General features: G+C 35.1%; 16 protein-coding genes. 8 read left to right on the forward strand and 8 right to left on the reverse strand.

Annotation, left to right across the window (positions count from 1 at the left end):
- The first annotated feature begins 290 nt into the window (after positions 1-290).
- Both ACPUVN_RS04860 and ACPUVN_RS04865 read left to right on the forward strand, forming a co-directional pair.
- Complete coding sequence (locus tag ACPUVN_RS04860; RefSeq protein ID WP_426370087.1) at positions 291-2,471, forward strand: TonB-dependent receptor; 2,181 nt, start codon at positions 291-293, stop codon at positions 2,469-2,471.
- A 92-nt stretch (positions 2,472-2,563) separates the two neighbouring features.
- Complete coding sequence (locus ACPUVN_RS04865) at positions 2,564-3,244, forward strand: Fe2+-dependent dioxygenase (protein ID WP_426357749.1); 681 nt, start codon at positions 2,564-2,566, stop codon at positions 3,242-3,244.
- Between the two features lie 78 nt (positions 3,245-3,322).
- Here the strand turns inward: ACPUVN_RS04865 and ACPUVN_RS04870 are convergent, their stop codons facing one another.
- The 4 genes from ACPUVN_RS04870 to udk all read right to left on the reverse strand — a co-directional run bounded on the left by ACPUVN_RS04870 (position 3,323) and on the right by udk (position 6,710).
- Positions 3,323-3,901 carry a thymidine kinase gene (locus tag ACPUVN_RS04870; RefSeq protein ID WP_426357748.1) on the reverse strand — a complete coding sequence of 193 codons (579 nt, stop codon included), beginning with the start codon at positions 3,899-3,901 and terminating at the stop codon, positions 3,323-3,325.
- 43 nt (positions 3,902-3,944) lie between these two features.
- Positions 3,945-4,718, reverse strand: a complete 774-nt coding sequence (deoC, locus tag ACPUVN_RS04875; protein ID WP_426370088.1) for a deoxyribose-phosphate aldolase — start codon at positions 4,716-4,718, stop codon at positions 3,945-3,947.
- A 69-nt stretch (positions 4,719-4,787) separates the two neighbouring features.
- Positions 4,788-6,038 (reverse strand): NupC/NupG family nucleoside CNT transporter, encoded by a 1,251-nt coding sequence (locus ACPUVN_RS04880; RefSeq protein ID WP_426370089.1) that lies wholly within the window; start codon positions 6,036-6,038, stop codon positions 4,788-4,790.
- A gap of 30 nt (positions 6,039-6,068) precedes the next feature.
- Positions 6,069-6,710, reverse strand: a complete 642-nt coding sequence (gene udk, locus ACPUVN_RS04885; RefSeq protein ID WP_426357745.1) for a uridine kinase — start codon at positions 6,708-6,710, stop codon at positions 6,069-6,071.
- Between the two features lie 422 nt (positions 6,711-7,132).
- Between udk and ACPUVN_RS04890 the strand changes: the two genes are divergently transcribed.
- Positions 7,133-8,350, forward strand: coding sequence for a phosphopentomutase (locus ACPUVN_RS04890; RefSeq protein ID WP_426370090.1), 1,218 nt, complete (start codon positions 7,133-7,135; stop codon positions 8,348-8,350).
- 75 nt (positions 8,351-8,425) lie between these two features.
- Entirely contained in the window at positions 8,426-10,747 is a 2,322-nt protein-coding gene (locus tag ACPUVN_RS04895) for a TonB-dependent receptor (protein WP_426370091.1), read from the forward strand.
- A gap of 462 nt (positions 10,748-11,209) precedes the next feature.
- Here ACPUVN_RS04895 and deoD read toward each other — a convergent pair whose 3' ends face one another.
- Entirely contained in the window at positions 11,210-11,914 is a 705-nt protein-coding gene (deoD, locus tag ACPUVN_RS04900) for a purine-nucleoside phosphorylase (protein ID WP_426370092.1), read from the reverse strand.
- A gap of 167 nt (positions 11,915-12,081) precedes the next feature.
- A complete protein-coding gene (add, locus tag ACPUVN_RS04905) occupies positions 12,082-13,095 on the reverse strand; it encodes an adenosine deaminase (RefSeq protein ID WP_426370093.1) in 1,014 nt (337 codons plus the stop codon).
- 382 nt (positions 13,096-13,477) lie between these two features.
- Here add and aroG point away from each other — a divergent pair, with 382 nt between their 5' ends.
- Together aroG and fbaA are read left to right on the forward strand one after the other, a co-directional pair.
- Positions 13,478-14,530 (forward strand): 3-deoxy-7-phosphoheptulonate synthase AroG, encoded by a 1,053-nt coding sequence (aroG, locus tag ACPUVN_RS04910; RefSeq protein ID WP_426357741.1) that lies wholly within the window; start codon positions 13,478-13,480, stop codon positions 14,528-14,530.
- A 663-nt stretch (positions 14,531-15,193) separates the two neighbouring features.
- Positions 15,194-16,267 (forward strand): class II fructose-bisphosphate aldolase, encoded by a 1,074-nt coding sequence (fbaA, locus tag ACPUVN_RS04915; RefSeq protein WP_426357740.1) that lies wholly within the window; start codon positions 15,194-15,196, stop codon positions 16,265-16,267.
- A gap of 128 nt (positions 16,268-16,395) precedes the next feature.
- Here fbaA and ACPUVN_RS04920 read toward each other — a convergent pair whose 3' ends face one another.
- Positions 16,396-17,364, reverse strand: a complete 969-nt coding sequence (locus ACPUVN_RS04920; protein ID WP_426357739.1) for an AEC family transporter — start codon at positions 17,362-17,364, stop codon at positions 16,396-16,398.
- Between the two features lie 523 nt (positions 17,365-17,887).
- Here ACPUVN_RS04920 and ACPUVN_RS04925 point away from each other — a divergent pair.
- On the forward strand, positions 17,888-18,928 hold the full coding sequence (locus ACPUVN_RS04925; RefSeq protein WP_426357738.1) for a LacI family DNA-binding transcriptional regulator: 1,041 nt from the start codon (positions 17,888-17,890) through the stop codon (positions 18,926-18,928).
- A gap of 226 nt (positions 18,929-19,154) precedes the next feature.
- Here ACPUVN_RS04925 and ACPUVN_RS04930 read toward each other — a convergent pair whose 3' ends face one another.
- The gene (locus tag ACPUVN_RS04930) at positions 19,155-20,045 is read right to left on the reverse strand and encodes an AraC family transcriptional regulator (RefSeq protein ID WP_426357737.1); all 891 of its coding nucleotides are present in this window, start codon (positions 20,043-20,045) and stop codon (positions 19,155-19,157) included.
- Between the two features lie 135 nt (positions 20,046-20,180).
- Between ACPUVN_RS04930 and ACPUVN_RS04935 the strand changes: the two genes are divergently transcribed.
- Positions 20,181-21,530 carry an MATE family efflux transporter gene (locus tag ACPUVN_RS04935; RefSeq protein WP_426370094.1) on the forward strand — a complete coding sequence of 450 codons (1,350 nt, stop codon included), beginning with the start codon at positions 20,181-20,183 and terminating at the stop codon, positions 21,528-21,530.
- Positions 21,531-21,622: the final 92 nt, after the last annotated feature.

Here is a 21,622-nt window from a genome sequence, read left to right on the forward strand (position 1 = left end):
TAAAAAGCGTTAACTAAATCACTTGTTATAACTAATGTATTAATTAATAAATCGCTCTTTCTCTGTTTTAAACATAATTATGTCTATTGATTTATGGAGCTATTATGAGTAAAAGATAACAATAAAGCAAATGATAATGATTATCATTTGCTTTATTGTTATTTGATGCTATGCTCTTTTTCGCTTTTATTATAGAAATATGTCTTCTGCAACGTTAAAAACTCTCATGGAAGATGTTTTATAAATGAAACACACACTTTAAACATGATTAATCTTTTATTGGAAATACAATGACTCTTAAACATTCAAAAAATAAGTTTTCTAGCAAGCCTATCGCTGCTGCAATAACAGCTGTTTTATCAACATACACACAAGCTCAAGACATTAAAGAATTAGATGTTACGAAAGCAACAACTCAGTCTGATTCGAGTTACGTAGTTGAAAAATCTAGCTCTCATAAATATAGCCAACCTTTATTAGACACGGCTAAAACAATTACAGTTATTAACAAAGCATTAATGAAAGATCGAAATATAGATAGCTTAGGAGATGCACTTAGAAGTGTTTCAGGTATCTCTTTAGCCGCTGGTGAAGGTGGTGCTCCTCCTGGAGATAGTTTAACTATTCGTGGTTTTAGTGCGACAACTGATATTTTTGTTGATGGTATGAGAGATATCGCTGGTTATTCTCGTGATACTTATAATGTTGAATCAATAGAAGTATCAAAAGGGCCAAGTTCGGCGGTTTCAGGTCGTGGTTCTACAGGTGGCAGTATTAACTTAGAAACAAAAACGGCAACATTAGACCAATTTACCGATTTATCAGCTCGTATAGGTAATGCAAGTGATGTTCGTATACAAGTAGACAGTAATTTACAGATAGACGAGACAACTGCATTACGTGTGAATGTATTGGTTGATGATGGCGATGTTGCAGGTCGTGATGAAATAGAAAACCGTAAAAAAGCTATTGCAGGTTCATTAGCAACAGGTTTGGGTACTAAGAGTAGATTTACACTTAATGTTGATTATGAAGATCAAGATAATATTCCTGATTACGGCATCCCTTGGGTTTCTAATAGTGCAACGAGTGATCCTGTTGCAGAATTAGCTGATTATGAAGGTTCAGCACCTCCTGTTGATTTTGATAATTTTTACGGAAATATCAATCGTGATTACGAAGAAATTGAAGTTTATTCAGCAACAGCGCGATATGAATATGATATGTCTGAAAGTACCACTTTACGAGCACAAGCCCGTGTAGGCGCAGTAAGTCGTGAATCTGTTGTAACAGCTCCACGATTCATTGATTTAACTACTTCAACTGATGTACGTTTAAGTGATGAAAAAACACGTGATACGAAAGACTCATTAACAGCACTACAATTTGATTTAATCGGTGAATATGACGTTGCAGGTTTTACACATAATTTAGTAACAGGTGTGGAACTTGCTAAAGAAGACCATAAACGTTGGGCATTCGTTGATCTTATTGATGATAACTTAGACAGCACACCTGAGCTAAATGACTTATATAACCCTAATGCAGAGATAGCTTTTACTGGAGCTTATGGTCGAGACGGAACAAGTATTGAAGCTAAAAGTACAAATACAGCTATTTATGTTTTTGATACAGTCACTTTAAATAAACAGTGGGAAGTTTCAGCTGGCTTACGTTTTGATCAATTTGATGTTGATTACCAATATGATTATTCAGATCCTTCATTAAGCCTTGATACAAGCGATTCATTATTTAGTTGGAACCTTGATGTTGTTTATAAGCCAAGCGAAAATTCAAGTGTTTACTTTGGTGCAGGTAATTCCCATAGCCCATCAGCAGAGGATTTAACGGTATCAACACGTAGAAACGAAGCCGATTTAGATCCAGAAGAAACAACGAGTTATGAAATGGGTGCTAAATGGTTATTGTTAGATGACAAATTAGCTCTTAACACCGCTATTTTTAAAACGATTAAAGATAATGCTCGCTCGCAAGTAGATGCTGATACTTTTGAACTAACAGGTAAAAATGAAGTACAAGGCATTGAATTTAGTGCTATTGGGCAAGTAACTCCTGAGTTGTCAGTAACTTTTGCTTATACCTACCAAGACAGTGAAGTATCTGAAGAAAGTGAATACAATATTGGTGCATTAGGCCAAGAGCTTGCAAGAACACCAAATCATACCGCTAACTTGTGGGCTAAATATCAGTTTAACGATAAGCTGTCTGCTGGTTTTGGTGCTCAGTTTGTGGATGAACGCTACAATAATACCAATGCATTAAGTCGAGAAATTGCAGATGATTATTTGATTTTTGACGTGATGGTTGCTTACCAAGCTTCTGAAAGAGTCAGTATTCAGTTAAATGCGGAAAACTTAACCGACGAAGATTATGAAGATGATTTAGGCGGTGGACATTTTATTCCTGGTGTAGGTCGTTACATAACGTTAACGGGTACTTATTCATTTTAAATAATGATCTAGTAGAATATATTTAAAGATATATATTACTTTATTAAGACAAGCCAGCAATTGCTGGTTTGTCTGTTTATTCAGGAAAAACCATGATATTAAAAATACCTAATTTGCTAACGAGTGATGAACTAACTTTATGTCAACAAGTGTTATTAGCCGCTCAGTGGACTGATGGTAATGTAACGGCTGGTTATCAATCATCACAAGCAAAAAATAATATACAGTTACCAGAAAATAGCCAAGAAGCTCGCCAATTAGGTGACATTATAATGGCTGCTTTAGCGCGAAGTGATTTGTTCATGTCGGCAGCATTACCTTTGAAAATATTTCCTCCACTATTTAATTGTTATCAAGGCGGACACTCATTTGGTATACATGTTGATAATGCGATTAGGCAGGTGCCTGGAACTCCCGTAAAAATTCGTACTGATATATCGATGACTGTATTTCTTAATGATCCTGATGATTATGATGGTGGCGAATTAGTGATTGAAGATACTTACGGCTCTCATGAAGTAAAGCTTGCAGCAGGCAGTGTTGTACTTTATCCATCAACGAGTTTACATAAAGTTACAGCGGTAACCAGAGGTCGTCGTTTAGCATCATTCTTTTGGTTACAAAGCATGGTACATAGCGATGAAAAACGTCGAATTTTGTTTGATTTAGATAGTTCTATTCAAACGTTACATGAACAAGTAAAAGATAGTCCTGAAATTATTAAGTTAACAGGCGTTTATCATAATTTAATTAGAGAATGGTCTAACACTTAATCAGCAGTTATACAGATAAGTGTTATAGGTTTAAAGGTGACGGGCTGATTTAACTATTCTTGTATGCTGGTTTATAACTTATTGCCAAACAAGTTGTTTGAAATGAGCTCGACACAAGGGTTCATATCGCTCATTTCCGCCAACCTCTACTTGCTCACCAACGGTTGCCGCAAGACCATTTTCGTCGGTACGAATAACAAAATTAGCTTTTTTACCGCAATGACAAATAGTTTTCAGTTCAATCAATTTATCTGCCCAAGCAAGCAGGGCTGCGCTACCTGAAAATGTTTCACCTAAAAAGTCAGTTCGAATACCATAAGCCAGCACAGGAATATGTAAACTATCTACAATATCCGTTAATTGTTTGACTTGAGCTTTTGATAAAAACTGTGCTTCATCAATTAATACACAATCTACTTTCTTATTGTCGTTACGGGTTTTTACTTCATCAAATAGCTGAGTGGCTTGATTAAAAACAGATGCTTTAGCATGTAAGCCGATGCGAGATGATATTTCACCTTCTTTGAATCTGTCATCTATTTGTGCAGTAAATAAAAGAGGCGTTAAGCCTCTTTCTGAATAGTTATAGGCAGATTGCAATAGGTCTGTTGATTTACCTGCATTCATCGTTGAATAATAAAAATAAAGCTGTGCCATGATATTGTTTACCTAAAAGAGTGTTATACCAAATAGGTATTAATTAATATGCTGAAGCATCAGGCTTTTCTACATCTTGGTCTAGGGTAATTAATAAGTTACCTAGTAAGCTGCTTGCGCCAAATCTAAAGTGAGTTTTACTCAACCAAGAAGCACCTAAAATATCAAATACTAAGCTCAGGTAAACTTCTGCATCATCAACATCTTTAACACCACCAGCAGCTTTAAAGCCAACGTTAGGGTTTAAGTCGTTTATTACATTTAGCATAATTTTTGCTGCTTCAGGTGTTGCGTTTACAGCAACTTTACCTGTAGACGTTTTAATGAAGTCTGCACCTGCATTAATCGATATTTCGCTCGCTTGTTTAATAAGCTCTGGCGTTGAAAGTTCGCCTGTTTCAATAATAACTTTAAGTAATACGTTTGAACCACAAGCTGCTTTACAAGCTTTAACTAATTCAAAACCTATATCAGCGTTGCCAGCAATGAGTGCTTTGTATGGAAAAACCACATCAACTTCATCAGCACCTAGGTTTACGGCTTCAAGTGTTTCATTTACCGCAGATTCTACATTGTCATTACCATGCGGGAAGTTAGTTACCGTAGCAATTTTAATATTAGGTGTGTTTTGTTTTGCTAATTGTGCTTTCGCTACAGGTATGTATTTAGGGTAAATACAAATGGCAGCTGTTTCACCAACAGACGATTTTGCTTGTTGGCATAAAGCAATAATGTCGCTGTCATTTTCATTATTCGTTAACGTAGTTAAATCAATTAATGATAACGATAGGGCGGCAATTTCTTTTTTATCTGTCATGTTAGTAGCTTCTTAATATTAAAATTGTTTATGTTAATTTTTTATTTAAATTATTGTAGTGCTTCTTCATTACAATGTAATGAATATACCCGCAATAGCTGCACTCATTAAGTTGGCAAGTGTTGCTGCAATCATAGCTTTTAAGCCAAGTTTAGCTATATCTGGTCTACGATTAGGCGCCATTGAACCAATGCCACCTAATAAAATAGCGATAGATGATAAGTTAGCAAAACCACATAAAGCGAAAGTCACAATAGCTTGTGTGCCAACACTTAATGAGTCTTTAACTTCAACAAAGTTTACGTAGGAAAAAAATTCATTCACAACAACTTTTTGTCCAATGAAACTACCTGCTTGTAACATTTCGTTAGCAGGTACGCCTATGACGTAAGCTATAGGTGCAAATATGTAGCCCAACATCCATTCGATCGTAATGTGGTCGTAACCAAATATAGAACCAATACCACCAATAAGCATGTTTAATAAAGCGATTAAGGCAATAAAAGCAAGAAGCATTGCACCTACATTTACCGCTAGTTTTAAGCCTGATGTTGCGCCTGTTGCTGCGGCATCAATGACATTGACTGGTTTTTCGTCTTCTGCAAGTTCTTCTATTTCATTATCATTATTTTCTGTATGAAGCTTTTCAGTCTCAGGAATAATGATTTTAGCCATTAATAAACCGCCTGGAGCTGCCATGAAAGAAGCGGCAATCAAGTATTTTAGGTCGATACCTAAACCAGCGTAACCCGCCATTATGCTGCCAGCTACAGAGGCTAAACCACCCACCATAATAGCGAATAATTCAGATTGACTCATTTTTGAAATGTAAGGGCGAACAATGAGAGGGGCTTCAGTTTGACCAACAAAAATATTGGCAGTAGCAGAAAGGGATTCAGATTTAGAGGTGTGTAAAAGTTTTTGTAAACCGCCACCAATAATTCGAATAACCCACTGCATAACACCTAAGTGATATAAAACAGCGATTAAAGAAGAGAAGAAAATAATAACGGGTAATACACGAATAGCAAAAACAAAGCCTACACCATTAGAAAACATAGCATCGGTGCCTAAACCACCAAACAGGAAGTTAATACCGGCTTTAGCACTATCAATAACTTGCTGAACGCCACCCGTTATTGTAACTAATGCGTCTTTACCAAAAGGAATGTAGAGTACAAATGCACCTAGGAGGACTTGTAAACCAAAAGCAAAACCTACGGTTCTCCAATTAATTTTTGCTCTATTATGAGATAGGAATATTGCAACAGCGATGAGAAATACTATCCCAAAAATACCTTTAAATGCACCAAGATCCATAAAAACCCTCTACTTTTTTATTGTTATTAATTATTTGTGGCTTATTAATTGACGTATTTTTGCTTTAATTACTTCAATTGCCATTCTGTTTTTACCGCCACGAGTAATAACAATATCAGCCCAAAGTTTTGAAGGCTCAATAAATTGATTATACATCGGACGAACGGTTTCTAAATATTGATTAGTTATAGACTCTATACTGCGTTCACGTTCTACTGTGTCTCTTTTAATTCTGCGGATCAAACAAATGTCGAGCGGGGTATCCATATATACTTTTATATGAAATCTATCACGTAATTCTGGGTTTGAGAGCAACAATATACCTTCAACTAAAATAATAGGTGTTGGAGAAACAGGTATAGTCTCAGTTGTTCTTGTATGGGTTTTATAACAATAAATAGGACATTCTATATCGTTGTTTTCTACTAACTGATGAAGATGTTCACTCATCAAAGAATGTTCAAAGGCATTAGGGTGATCGTAATTAGTTAACTCCCTATCTTCCATTTTGAGATGGTCTTGAGCTTTGTAATACGAATCTTCTTTGAGGATTGAAATACCTTCACGACCTAATTCAGGTAATAACTCTTTATAAATAGTTTGAGCAAATAGGGTTTTTCCTGAAGCAGAGGCTCCAGCGATTGCTATGATAGTAGGTTTGTTTTGTATCAAAACGGTGCCTTTAAAGTTTACGTATTCATTATAATGTTGATGTTATTAATAACATGGCGAATTCTATACTTGTCAACCAGTGAGTATAACAAACTGTTGCAATTAAAAAGAGTAATATTAGCTCAATAAACTGAATTCAGATTCACATTTGGGATATAAATGTAAATTTACCATTGTAGTGCTATTGATCGTTATCTATTTATATAAATTATCACATATTGACCAATTGGTCATGTTTAAACTAGTATATAATGTAATTTATGTACGATTATTAATATCAGATAGGATTTTTAGGCTAAATTTAATGGCTTGGTACTTATCTTAAACCTTATATAATAAGGTATAGGATGATATTTGAACTGATACATATTAATCATCGCACGACGAGTATTTAACTGACTTTAGAATGACTGAGAAATAAAATGGCAAGAGCAATAATATTTGTAATAGACAGCTTTGGTATTGGTCACGCACCAGATGCCGAGAAATTTGGTGATGTAAATGCAAATACTTTTGCTAATTTATCGCAAGAGTTTTTTGACCAAAAGAAAACAGCGATTAATATTCCTAACTTTTCATCACTCGGTTTAGTTAAAGCTTGTGAAGAAGCTTCTGGTAGAAGCTTTCCTTATATAGGTGGCGAGCCTACTAAAGGCGCTTTTGCTTATGCTGCTGAAATAAGTACAGGCAAAGACACACCAAGCGGCCATTGGGAAATGATGGGCGTTCCTGTTTTATTTGATTGGACTTATTTTGATGAACGTGAAAATAGTTTTCCGCCATCTTTAATTGAGACTATCAATGCTGAAACGGGTTACAATGGGATGTTAGGCAATTGCCATGCTTCAGGTACCACTATAATTGCAGCATTAGGTGAAGATCATATTAAAACTAACCTGCCGATTTGTTATACCTCTGCAGACAGTGTGTTTCAAGTAGCCGCTCATGAAGAGCATTTTGGTCTTGATAACTTATACGCTTATTGTGAAAAAGTAAGAACCGTACTTGATGATCACAATATAGGTCGCGTTATTGCCAGACCTTTTGTTGGTGATGACTCTTCTAGTTTTGTTCGTACAGGTAATCGTAGAGACTATTCTGTATTACCACCATCAAAAACAGTATTAGATAAACATACTGAAAACGGTGGTGAAGTGCACAGTGTTGGTAAAATAGCTGATATTTTTGCTCATCAAGGTATTAGCACAAACACTAAAGCGACAGGTATTCCTGCATTAATTGATGCAACAATTGATCATATCAATACGGCAAAAGACAATAGTCTTATTTTTACTAACCTTGTAAATTTTGACCAAGACTTTGGCCATCGACGTGACCCAATAGGTTATGCCGAAGCTTTAGAATATTTAGATAAACGTTTACCTGATATTTTTAATCAGTTAAATGACGATGATGTTGTGTTCTTTATTGCTGATCATGGTTGTGACCCAACTTGGCCAGGTAATGACCATACACGTGAATATGTTCCTATTATCGCGTATCACAACAATATTGAGTCAGTAAATCTTGGTGAACGAACTACGTTTGCTGATTTAGGACAAACCATTGCTGAGCTTTTAGATGTAGAAGCGATGGAGTACGGAACAAGTTTTTATCAAGAATTGAATTTAAAAAAATAATAATAATTAAAGATAACTATATTTAAAATCTTAAACATGAAATATTTTAAAAATCATTAGAGAGGAAACATGTTAATGCGAAAATTTAAACAAAGTTCTTTAGCCATTTGTATTCAAGCAATCGTTGCTGCAAGTAGCTTATTGGCTGTACAAGCTGTGTCTGCTGAAGAAGCTCCTAAAGCTAAAGTAAAAGGCTTAGAAGTTATTGAAGTTACGGCACGTAAAAGAGTTGAAAATGCTCAAGAAGTTCCTGTAGCAGTCTCAGCATTACAAGGCGATAACCTAGATGCATTTAGTTCAGCAGCTATGGATATTCGTTTCATAAATGCACGTGTACCGAGCTTGACTGTTGAATCATCATTTGGGCGTACTTTTCCTCGTTTTTACATGCGTGGTTTAGGTAACTCAGATTTCGATTTGAACGCTTCTCAACCTGTATCTTTAGTTGTTGACGATGTAGTTCAAGAAAATCCTATTTTAAAAGGTTTTCCTGTATTTGATGTAGAGCGTGTAGAAGTACTAGGTGGTCCACAAGGCACTTTATTTGGTAGAAATACACCTGCAGGTCTTGTTAAATTTGACTCTGTTAAACCTTCTCAAGATTTTGAAGGTTTTGCTTCACTGTCATACGGTAGTAAAAACACAACTGATTTGAGAGCAGCAGTAGGCGGTGGTTTAACAGATAAGTTATCAGCACGAATTTCTGTTTTGCGTCAAGACCGTGATAGTTATATTGACAATACAGCACCTGGTTTTGAACAAAATGATGTTTTAGGTGGTTATACAGATCAAGCTGCTCGAATTCAGTTTTTATACGAAGATGATGACTTTAGTGCTTTATTTAATTATCACATGCGTGACCTAGATGGTAAGCCAGTAGCCTTTTATGCAAATGCATTTAAAGATGGAAGTAATGATCTAGCGGATGATTTTGATCGTGATACTGTGCAACATGACTCTGCATCTCGTTCAACACAGCAAGTAGAAACTGAAGGCGCTAGCTTAAAGTTAGAATTTGACTTAGGTGATTATGTATTAACATCAATCAGTGGTTATGAAAGCGCTGAATTGTTCTCTCGTTCTGATGTTGATGGTGGCTATGGATGTAATGGGGAGTTTTGCGCCTCAGATATACCTACAGGACCTGGTGATATTTTGGTTGAGTCGGAAACGGCTGATGGTATCCCTGATCATCAACAGTTAACACAAGAAATTCGTTTAAGTTCTAATTTTGATGGTAATTTTAACTACCAAGTAGGTGCATTCTACTTTAATGAAGATTTAGATATAGAAAGTTTTTCTTATGATCCATTAGGTTTAGCTTTTAATCCTGTAACGTTTGGCTATGATGCCGCAGAACGTGGTCGACAAACTGGTTATTCTGTACAGCATCAAGAAACTACTGCTTGGGCGATATTTGGTTCTTTTGATTATGATTTTTCTGATAAATTACAGGTAACTGCAGGACTCCGTTATTCTGATGATGACAAAGAATTAACTTCTCAACGACTTATAGGACCAATAGGTAATGGATCTAATGATCCTGTAACCGTGAACCCTAACGATTCACATGTTAGTTGGGATTTAAGTGCTACCTATAAGTACACTGACGATGTGAATATTTATGCTCGCATTGCAGATACATTCCGCGCACCTAGTATTCAGGGACGTTCATTATTTGCTTTTGGTGATGGAGTATCCATAGCTGAATCTGAAACGATTATGTCTTATGAAGCGGGTATTAAAGCTGACATTTTAGATGGTTTTGGTCGTATAAATACAACCGTATTTTACTTTGATATGGATGACCAACAATTAACTTCTGTTGGTGGTGCTGATGGTAATACTGCGCGTTTACTTAACGCAGATAAAACGACAGGTTATGGTTTAGAAGTTAACTCTGAATTCATGCTAAACGACAATTGGTCAGTAACAGCAAGCGCGAGTTATAACAAAACTGAAATAAAACAAGATGACTTAACTGCTCCTGTTTGTGTTCAATGTACTGTACTTGATGAGACTAATGAAAATGGACGAGCGTTTATAGACGGTAATAGCTTACCTCATGCTCCAGAATGGATTTATTCATTCACTGCTCGTTATAGCCAAGAATTGGGTGATGGTGAATTTTACGCTTATACAGATTGGTCTTATAGAGATGAAATTAGCTTCTTCTTATATGAGTCTGAAGAATTTACTGGTAAGTCGTTATTTGAAGGTGGCTTCCGTACAGGTTATAAGTGGGATGGAGACGATACAGAATACGAAGTTGCTTTATTCGTACGTAACATTACAGACGAACAACAAGCTATTGGTGCAGTAGATTTTAGTAACAACACCGCTATTGTTAATGAAGAGCGTTTTGTTGGTGCTGAATTTAAAGTAGCATTTTTCTAAGCGGATAAGCTTTAAACTTTCATAAGTTAAATAGCTAGAAGTTAAAGAGTAATAGGTTAATCCTAGATAAACTGAGCTTTAATAGGTTCAGTTATTCTTTTTAAAATCTATAACCATTAGTTTTAAGCAATAAAAAACCAGTGACTATATCACTGGTTTTTTTATGTTTATTTGAAAGTGATATTTAACCTGAATTCTGGATAAGCAATATTCCACAATAACGCTATTTTAAACGTTCTCGGCGTTACTTTTATTATCAATAACCCGTTATTGAGTACGTAAAAGTGCCTTGATAACGAATAAACTATCATCATTGTGACGTTAACTGAAATATTGATTAATTTTCATGGTCTTAAAAATTCATTATCCAGAACTCAGGTTATTTAAGTTAAAATAAACTTGAAATAAGTAATGGTAGGACTGAATTTATTTAACTCAGCCTCACTCCAATCTACTTACTTCTTATAAAACACTTTCTAGTGTTAATTCCATCATATCTTTAAACGATGTTTCACGTTCATCTGCAGACATGCTTTCGCCTGTTTTAATATGATCGCTTACTGTAAATACGGCTAACGCTTTTTTGTCGTATTCAGCAGCAACGCCATATAAACCCGCAGCTTCCATTTCTACAGCTAAAATTCCGTATTTTTCCATTAACGCGAACATTTCAGGTTGTGGCGTGTAAAATAAGTCAGCAGTAAAAACATTACCAACACGAATTTTTTTATTCAGTTTATCTGCAGTATTTGCTACTTTTTGTAATAAACCAAAATCTGCTGTCGCAGCAAAATCACATTGGTTTAAACGCATTCTATTTACGTTAGAATCAGTACTTGCTGACATTCCTACAATAACGTCACCTACATTTATATCGTCGCGAACTGCGCCACAAGAACCGATGCGGATAATATTTTCAACACCGTAGTCTTTATATAATTCGGTTGCGTAAATAGATATTGATGGAATGCCCATACCAGAACCCATTACTGAAATTGGTTGTCCTTTATATGTACCTGTGTAGCCCAAAATATTACGAACGCGTGTTACACACTTTGCGTCGTCTAGAAAATTTTCAGCGATAAATTTTGCTCTAAGTGGATCGCCAGGCATTAGTACCGTTTTTGCGAATTCATTAGATGCTGCTTCAATATGAGGAGTTGCCATGAGAGATAACCTTTTTAGTTGTTAAAATCTCAGTAAGTTTTTAGCCAGTGTATTGAAAACCTGCTATCAAGGGTATTTTACTGATGTGTTTTTAGTTTTTAATTCGTATAAATTTTACTTAAAGTTAGAAAGTAAATCCAGTTTAACCTGAGTAAAGTTTTATTTGTTTAACCTTTGTTCAGGTTATTTAGTACGCTTTGTCTTAATGCTTTTCTTTCACTTTCAGACATAAATGCTGCTGCAATGGCATTTTCTTGTAAAATATTTATTTCTGTATCGGTAAAGCCAAGTAAGCTGCGAGCAAGTTCAAACTCACCTTTTAGCTCTATACCTTCAACCGCAGGATCATCGGTATTTAAACAAACACGTAATCCATGTTTTAAAAATGTTGTAATAGGGTGCTTACTTAAATCGCTGATTGTGCCCGTTTGGTAGTTAGACGTTAAGCAAGACTCAATAGCAATATTATGTTTATGCATATATTCAAGTAACGATTCATCTTGATAACTTTTAACACCATGACCAATACGTTCAGCTTTTAAATCGTTAATCGCTTGCCATACGCTTGCTGGACCTGCAGCTTCACCCGCATGAACAGTAACATGTAAACCTGCATCAGAAACTTGCTTAAAGTGTTCTGTAAATAACTCGCCAGGGTAGTTATATTCATCACCCGCTAAATCAATACCAATCAGTTGTTCTTTATGGGCTAATAATCCATTTAATTCTTGCTGACATTGTTCAACACCAAAAGTACGACTTAAAATACCAATCAACTTAATTTTTACAGGGTACTTCTTCATGCCTTCATTTACGCCATCAATAACGGCGGCAACAACATCTGCAATCGGTAATTTATAAGCCATTGACATGTAATAAGGCGAAAATCTTAACTCAGCATAATGAATACCAGCAGTAAATACGTCTTCAACGTTTTCAAAAGCAATACGTTTACAATCATCTAAGCTAGATAAAACGTTTACACCCCAATCAAGCTTTTTCAAAAAGGCGAGTAAATCAGGTTCGCTTTCTATAATTTGAACATGTGGAATAAATTGCTCAAACTGCTTAACAGGTAAAGTTATATTATTTTGTTGAGCCAGTTCCCATATGGTTTCTGCTCGTATGTTTCCGTCTAAATGACGGTGTAAATCTATCAGTGGTAAGTCTGGGTTTATCATTAAAATAGCGTCTCCGTTTTTTTAAATGTGCAGGTCTTGTAGAACAGTAAAAAGCTCCACTAATCCTAGAGTTTATTATAGTAAATATTTGATAAATACTAAATGATTTACTCCATTTGTTATCACCTGATATGGGTGTTGACGTGAGTACAGATATAATTACGTATACAAGTACATACCTAACAGTTGAAATCAGAGCGACATAAGTCATTTTATATCGTTATTAATTCATTTATTATTGTCTTTAGTTCTAGTAAACCCTATAGATAGTTGATACATTTACTGACTGTTTTCCGCGAGTCATTCTATTATTTTGTTATATTTAATAGAGCTTTCGTAGCTTCGTCCTGATTATTAAATTTAAAGTTAAGAGAACCTTATTATGTTTAACCAAACCGATGATGTGCGCATCAACAAAATTAAAGACTTATTACCTCCAATCGCATTACTTGAGCGATTTCCATCATCTGAAAATTCGTCAAAATCGGTTCTAGAAGGTAGAGATGCAATTCATAATATTCTTGAAGGCAAAGATGACCGTTTATTAGTGGTTATTGGTCCATGTTCAATTCATGATACTGAAGCGGCAATAGAATATGGGCAACGTTTAGTTAAACTACGTGAAAAATATAAAAATAGTTTAGAAATTGTTATGCGTGTTTATTTCGAAAAACCACGTACAACTGTTGGTTGGAAAGGGCTTATTAATGACCCTTACATGGATGAAAGTTTTCAGTTAAATGATGGTTTACGTATAGGCCGTAAGTTATTACTTGATTTGAATGAACTTGGTTTACCAACGGCAGGTGAGTTTTTAGATATGATCACACCACAATACATGGCTGACTTTATGTGTTGGGGGGCGATTGGCGCGCGTACTACTGAAAGCCAAGTTCATCGTGAACTTGCTTCTGGTTTATCTTGTCCTGTAGGATTTAAAAATGGTACTGATGGAACAATTAAAGTCGCTGTAGATGCTATTGGTTCTGCTTCTGCGCCACATCATTTTTTATCAGTAACAAAACTTGGTCACTCTGCCATTGTAGAAACTACAGGTAATGAAGACTGCCATATTATTTTACGTGGTGGCAAAACAACAAACTATGATCGCGATAGTGTAAATGAAGTAACCAGCTTATTAGAGAAATCTAAATTAAATACGCGCATCATGATTGACTTCAGTCATGCCAACAGCAGTAAGAAGTTTGAAAACCAAATGCTTGTTTCTACTGATGTTAGCCAGCAAATAAGTGACGGTAATCACAACATTTTTGGTGTGATGGTAGAAAGTCATTTAGTTGAAGGTCGTCAAGATCTTGTTGATGGTAAAGCTGTAACTTATGGACAAAGTATCACTGATGCTTGTATCGGATGGGACGCAACAGAAACTATGTTAGCTCAACTTAGTGAAGCCGTTGAAGCTCGTCGTTCATAATATCACACAACACCGAATAACTTCATAAATATGCACTTTGTGTGCATAAAAACAAAACCCGTTTTTCGCGGGTTTTTTATTATAAAATTTATAATTAAACGAATTTATAAATGAAATAATAAATAACTTTATAAAACTCACTGTTACAAAAATAATATTTTATGTTCTCGGTAACAGTGAATAATCCGATTAAATCACATTAATTGACTTAATAATCGTCCTTTAAAGGGTTTATCTTAGATGTATAAGACTAGAGCACAAAAAACCATGAAAAATGCTCAACTGAGATAAAATTTCATTTTAATTTTAATTAAGTTATTTAAAATTAAGGCGATTATTTTCAATGTATTAGATTGTTTTTTTAGTGAGAATTATAATTATTACGGTATTTGTCAGTTCACCTTTAACTTTTCTTAAATTGGTACTTAAGTTAAGCTTGCACTCGAATTCAAGCTTTATTAAGTTTGTGTTTAGGCTTTAGTTTTCAGTATTCAAAAAATCTGATTGGCTAAAGTTACTGAATGTACATTAAAACGTCATTAAGTTACCTAATGTACTTCATCCATTTCGCTATATCGAGCTGTACAATTTTCATGCTGTAGAACATCTCGATATAATATAATGAATGACTTAGCTGAATAATTATTAAAGGAAATATAAAAAATGATAGACAATCATTCACCTCTAGGTAGAGTTGTGAGCGGTAGTGAAGTTCAGGCATTATTTGAGCAAGCTAAAAAAGGTGCTTTTGCCTACCCAGCAGTTAATGTTGTTGGAACAAGTTCAGTAAATGCGACTTTAGAAGCCGCAAATAAAGTGAATTCTCCAGTGATTATCCAGCTTTCTCATGGCGGGGCGTCATTTTTTCTAGGTAAAGGTTCAAACTTAAGTGGTGACGATGCGTCTATAACTGGTGGTATTGCTGCTGCTCGTTATGTACATGCAGTTGCTGAAGCTTACGCTGTACCTATTATTTTGCATACGGATCATGCAGCTAAAAAATTATTACCTTGGATTGACGGATTGCTTGATGAAGGCGAACGTCATTTTGAACAAACAGGTAAGCCGTTATTTAGTTCTCATATGATCGATTTGTCTGAAGAATCTTTAGAAGAGAACATTGATATTTGTTGTCAATATCTTGAGCGTATGGCTAAAATTGGTATGACCCTTGAGATCGAATTGGGTTGTACAGGTGGCGAAGAAGATGGTGTTGATAACTCTCATCTTGATTCAAGCATGCTATACACTCAGCCTGAAGATGTGGCTTACGCCTACGAAAAACTAAGTGCTATTAGTAATAAATTTACCATTGCTGCTTCATTCGGTAATGTCCATGGCGTTTACCAATCAGGTAATGTTAAGCTTACTCCTGTTATTTTATTAAATTCTCAACGCTATGTTTCTGAGAAATTTAACTTACCTGAAAACAGCTTAGACTTTGTTTTCCATGGTGGTTCTGGTTCAGCTAAATCAGAAATAACAGAAGCTATTGGTTACGGCGTTATCAAAATGAACATTGATACTGATACTCAATGGGCAAGTTGGGAAGGTGTATTAAACTACTACAAAGCAAATGAAGGTTACTTACAGCAACAAATTGGTAACCCTGACGGTGCTGATAAGCCTAACAAAAAATATTACGACCCAAGAGTTTGGTTACGTAAATCTGAAGAAAGCATGCAATTACGCTTGCAAGAAGGCTTTAAAGATTTAAATTGTTTAAACCGTAGCTAATTCAGTTTCAAACAAGGTTAAACAAATACAAAAAAAGAGACTAGGTTCGCACTTAGTCTCTTTTTTATTGTCTGTAATTTGTATCGCAACGCTATCAAATCATAATGATATTGCTTAAACGTCGTCAGTTAGCTATGAATAAGCCCAAATGATACAAGTAGGGCAAAGCCTAGTGTGATTGTAAATAACGACAGCAATGTTGATACAATGATGATTTTAGCGGCTAAATCACTATTTCCATCCATTGCTTTTACCATAACAAAACTTGCTGTTGCGGTAGGTGCAGAAACCAACAAAAATAAAACACCTGCAGCAATCGGTTCAATAGGCCAAATTATTAATAAAATTATTAATACAATTGGGCTTATTAATAACTTCCAAATGCTTGAAATCACAGCAGGGCGAAGGTTATCTTTTAGTTGCAACATATTTAATGAACCACCAATGCCAATAAGCGCTAGCGGTAGTGTCATCTTAGCTAAATAATTATTTGTTTGAAGAATAATGTCTGGGATAGGCAAACTAATAAAGTTAACGCACAAACCTGCAACAATACCAATAATTAATGGGTTTTTGATGATATCGAGCACTGTCTTTTTTAATGAAAAACTTTGTTGGCCTAAGCTCGCATTAAGCGTGTAAATGGCAAGTAAGTTATACAGAATAATCACAATTGCCATTGGCAAAGTCGCAATAGCTACACCTTGTTCACCATAAGCATTAGCGGCAAGTGCTAAACCTATAATGATCAAATTCCCTCGAAAAGCACCTTGAACAAAAACACCTTTATCTGCATCCGCATTTATTGCGCCTTTAGCGGTAAAAGTACTCAAGAAGAACACCACAAGAGTGGTAATAACCAGTAAAGCAATGTGCTGTAGATTTATTAATTGTTGAAAGTCGCGAGTTGCCGTACTCATAAAGAGCATTACAGGTAAGCCAATATTAAAAATAAGCTTTGAAGATACCTGTATGAAATTTTCATTAATGAATTTTTTATGGCTCAGCCACACACCTAAGGTAATAACTAAAAAAATAGGGGCTGAAACATTAAGAGCAACTTGTATTAATGAAAAGAAATCTTGATTTTGAGACATTATGGTTAACTTTTATTATGTAAATTAAAATGGTTTAGTTCTAATGATTTTTACTTATTTTCTTTGATATGCTCAATGTTTTTATATTGATTGTAATACCTCCTTTAAAGTACGAAATCTAAAGGTTTAGCACTATTAATAAGCTCAGTAAAGCCTACCATTTATATTATCAATACGTATTGTTCAATCGTTAAATATTATACAGGAACTTATAAATAACAGCACTAAAGCTTATTGTTTTACTGGGGTTAACTTCCTCCTATTTACATTGCAAATACAAGAAAGCTAATTAACTTGAATGGGATAATTATAAACTCAAATTTAATAATGAATTGAGAGAAATTGTGAGCTGTTCATTGTGTCACAAACTTATAAAAGCATGACTCTCGATTATAATGTTTTTTAACATAATATTTCATAGATTTTCTTTTTATATACATAGGTAATTAATACGATGATATCGCTACCAATTTTTGTTAAAGTGTTAACATCAATATCGATGTTAACGTAAGGGATTAATTGAGTGAGAACCTCTAAAAGAGCGCGCATTAAAGATGTAGCCGAACATGCTGGCGTTTCAAGCATGACTGTTTCTCGTGTTTTAAATCAAGATCCTAAAGTAAGCGATGTTAAAAGAGCTTTGGTTGTAGAATCTGTTAAAGCTTTAAATTATCGCCCGAATGTTTCAGCTCGACGTTTAGCGAGTAATAAATCTTTTTTTATTGGCTTACTTTACTTTGATTTAGACACTTCTTACGTGAGCAAATTCTTATTACGAGGTTTGAAAGTGTGCCGAACTACAGGACATCACCTCGTTGTTGACGAAATTGATGATGATATTGAGAAGTCTTTAGCATCAGTAGATGAATTAATAGAAGAAACCCGTGTTGATGGCTTAATTCTATTACCTCATGTATGTGACAACGCTAAATTATTAGCTGTATTGAAAGCTGCTAATATCCCTTTTGTGCGTATTGCTCCTGATACTCAACTAAGCTTATCACCCTATATTTGTATGGACGATTATCAGGCCAGTTTTGAAATGACTGAATTACTTATCAAAAAAGGTCATACAAAAATTGGCCATATTATTGGTAATCCCAATCAAGGTGTTAGTCGACTGCGTTATCAAGGCTATTTAGACGCCTTACGCTCTCATCAAATAAACACGCCACCTGAATATATTGAACAAGGTTTATTTAGTTATGATTCTGGTTTAATTGCGGCTAAAAAATTACTAGCACTTGATGAAAGACCAACAGCCATTGTTGCGGCTAACGATGAAATGGCTGCTGCTGTTTTGGCTGCCGCAAATATAGCGCGGATTAATGTGCCTGAAGAATTATCTATATCTGGATTCGATGATGGTAATGTTGCTGTTACCGTATCGCCAAACTTAACTACGGTTAGGCAGCCGATTCATCAAATGGCCGAGTTAGCTATTGATATTATTGCTTCAGGTAAGTTTTCAGATTTGTCGAAAGCTAATACGCGAGAGTTTAGGAATGTACTCGATTTTGAAATTATCGAAAGGGATTCTACTGCCAACGCACCAGTTAATTAAGCATTGAGTGAATTAGACCCAGTTAAAAAATACTTAACAAGAAGGTTTGCCAAATAACGCTCTGATCTTATCAGAGCAAAAGCAAATAACGCTTTGTAAGTCACTCTCTGTTAGTCATTATCAGTAAGTAATATTAAAAAAATCAGTTGAAGTAAATCAAGACACTCATAACAAATCAAGCTAGATAAGAATAAATCAGAACATATTAACCATCATTGATCACATCCTAGTTAACCAAGGTCTTCTTCTCTAAAGTTCGCCATTTACCGGGGCTAATACCGTAAAATAATTTAAACCGATGAGCAAAACTAATACTGTCTGCATAACCTATGGTAAAGGCTATCTGTTCTAAATTATATTGTGTATAGCGTAGTAAGTTACAAGCATATTCAAGGCGATATTTAGTGATGAGTTTTAAAGGCGATAGACCGCTTTCTCTTTTACATAAACGGTAAAATTGTGGTTCTGACAAATGCATTTTTTCAGCGAGTAATGCGACTGTCCATGGATATTGCAATTGTTTGATCACCGACTTAATCAAAGCATTAAACTTATCTTGTTGTGGCGTTAAATTCACATTGACATTGGTAGCTTGCTCAATCTGGAAAATCAAAACATCCATTAAGCCAGACATGATCTCAGCTTGGTGTTGTCCTGAAACATAATTAAAATCTTGCAACAAAGACATAGTTTTATAAATAGGCTGAGCTTTATCTGATTGGAATACGGAAGCACTGAGTTTATGGATATATTTAAACTTTGGGCAATCGTGTAATAAAAACCAACACATACTCCAATGTTCATCTGCTAATTCATAAACGAAAGGGGTGCCAACGGGTAAAAGCACAACACTACCTTCAGGGATTAAATATTCACCACTTTCTAAACGTATTTTTCCACAGCCTGATTGAGTGGCTAGTAAGTAATGAACATCTTTCCTATCACTTTGTTTATTATCAAAAACTTCACCTGTACCATTTTTTCCAATTTGGTATTCAGTTCTTAATTTTGATATACCAGCACACGCTATAAGTGAATCAGCATTGCCAGGTATTTTATCAAAGTTGATAAAATACTCTTCACAGTCTTGATGAATGTTTAATATATCTTTCCACATAATAAAGCCTAAGTGATAGTTTTAGACATAATAGATGATATTTGTACTTATCGTTATTACTTATTAATTAAAATAGAATAGCGCCCTTGTAATTCTCTCTAAATACATCTCCTTTTATAACGGTTTTTACTCATTATGTTTGACGCTACTTTTATTAAAAAAGCTTCCAAGCTTGCTTGGCCTATTTCTGTGCAAAGTATTTTGGTCACCTTATTAGGTATGATCGATATTATTATGGTTTCGCACTTAGGTGACACATCAGTTGCGGCAGTAGGTGTAAGTAACCGAATATTCTTTGTCTTTTTAGTGATAGTTACTGGTATTGCTTCAGGTGTTGGAGTGCTGTCGTCTCAATATTATGGGGCAGGGCGAACTAATAAAATAAAAAGCACTATCATCATGGCCATTGCTTTTGCTTTATGTGTTGTTGTGCCTATCGTTGTTCTTAATTTTTTCTATGCTGCAGATGTTGTTGCGCTTGCTAGTGCTGATGATTCTGTTATTGCGCTTGGCGAGGATTATTTATGGATCACCATGCCTAGTTTATTTTTCATCGCTATTATTATCATCTTTGAAAATGCTTTACGTGGTACGGGGCAAGTTAAATTACCTATGGTGTTTAGTATTTTGGCCATAGGGTTGAATATCGTTTTAAATTATTGGTTAATTAACGGTGGTTTAGGTGTTGAGGCTATGGGTGTTGAAGGGGCTGCTTGGGCGACGACAATATCTCGACTGTTTCATTTATGTATTATTGTATATTGTTTGAAGATCATTTCTCATGCTGTATTTCCAAAGCGTGAAAGCTTTACTGAAATTAACAATCGAAAATCATGGAAGAAGTTTATTAAACTGATTTTCCCTATCATGATCAGCTTTGGTGTTTGGTCGTTAGGAACCTTTGTTTATCAAATTATATATGGGCAAATGGGCACAACGGAACTTGCCGTAATGAGTATGTTAACGCCAATTGAAGGTGTGCTTATTGCTTTCTTTATAGGGTTTTCGTCTGCTTGCTCTATTTTAGTGGGGAACATGTTAGGTGCCGATGATTTCACGAGTGCGTGGAAAACCTCTGTCACTTTCTCTATTGGCGCACCTATTACTACTTTTGTTTTAGCTATCGTGCTTTATTCATTACAAGACTTTGTTTTCATGCCTTTTCAGTTAATGACTGAAGAAACCATTATTTTAGCGACAGAAATTTTCTTACTGATTATTTTTGGTACCAGTATCAAAGTTTTCAACATGACTATGTCTATGGGGATTTTACGTGCTGGAGGCGATACTAAACATTGTTTATTAATCGACTTTGTTGGTATGTGGGTCATTAGTATTCCACTGACTTTTTTAGCGGCGTTTTACTTCAACTTACCTTTATTTTGGGTCGTGGTAACCGCTTATTCAGAAGAGATATGTAAGGCTGTAATGTTTACTATTCGAATGCGTCAGAAACGCTGGTTAAGAAATTTAGCTGTCGATTAATATTGTTCTCACTTCTGTTTTTCAGGTATAAAAAAAAGGTTTATAACCAGCAATCAGCTTCTGTTATAAACCTTTTTCTATTTTTAGAATGT

The sequence above is a fragment of the Pseudocolwellia antarctica genome (assembly GCF_049933045.1).
GTDB lineage: Bacteria > Pseudomonadota > Gammaproteobacteria > Enterobacterales > Alteromonadaceae > Pseudocolwellia.

What these genes read in the sequence shown, in the direction of transcription:
- aroG (WP_426357741.1), top strand. Translation starts at nt 13,478, where the DNA reads ATGTTTAACCAAACCGATGATGTGCGCATCAACAAAATTAAAGACTTA.
- ACPUVN_RS04935 (WP_426370094.1), top strand. Translation starts at nt 20,181, where the DNA reads ATGTTTGACGCTACTTTTATTAAAAAAGCTTCCAAGCTTGCTTGGCCT.
- ACPUVN_RS04870 (WP_426357748.1), bottom strand. Translation starts at nt 3,901, where the DNA reads ATGGCACAGCTTTATTTTTATTATTCAACGATGAATGCAGGTAAATCA.
- ACPUVN_RS04920 (WP_426357739.1), bottom strand. Translation starts at nt 17,364, where the DNA reads ATGTCTCAAAATCAAGATTTCTTTTCATTAATACAAGTTGCTCTTAAT.
- deoD (WP_426370092.1), bottom strand. Translation starts at nt 11,914, where the DNA reads ATGGCAACTCCTCATATTGAAGCAGCATCTAATGAATTCGCAAAAACG.
- ACPUVN_RS04865 (WP_426357749.1), top strand. Translation starts at nt 2,564, where the DNA reads ATGATATTAAAAATACCTAATTTGCTAACGAGTGATGAACTAACTTTA.
- add (WP_426370093.1), bottom strand. Translation starts at nt 13,095, where the DNA reads ATGATAAACCCAGACTTACCACTGATAGATTTACACCGTCATTTAGAC.
- fbaA (WP_426357740.1), top strand. Translation starts at nt 15,194, where the DNA reads ATGATAGACAATCATTCACCTCTAGGTAGAGTTGTGAGCGGTAGTGAA.
- ACPUVN_RS04930 (WP_426357737.1), bottom strand. Translation starts at nt 20,045, where the DNA reads ATGTGGAAAGATATATTAAACATTCATCAAGACTGTGAAGAGTATTTT.
- ACPUVN_RS04890 (WP_426370090.1), top strand. Translation starts at nt 7,133, where the DNA reads ATGGCAAGAGCAATAATATTTGTAATAGACAGCTTTGGTATTGGTCAC.
- ACPUVN_RS04860 (WP_426370087.1), top strand. Translation starts at nt 291, where the DNA reads ATGACTCTTAAACATTCAAAAAATAAGTTTTCTAGCAAGCCTATCGCT.
- deoC (WP_426370088.1), bottom strand. Translation starts at nt 4,718, where the DNA reads ATGACAGATAAAAAAGAAATTGCCGCCCTATCGTTATCATTAATTGAT.
- ACPUVN_RS04880 (WP_426370089.1), bottom strand. Translation starts at nt 6,038, where the DNA reads ATGGATCTTGGTGCATTTAAAGGTATTTTTGGGATAGTATTTCTCATC.
- ACPUVN_RS04895 (WP_426370091.1), top strand. Translation starts at nt 8,426, where the DNA reads ATGCGAAAATTTAAACAAAGTTCTTTAGCCATTTGTATTCAAGCAATC.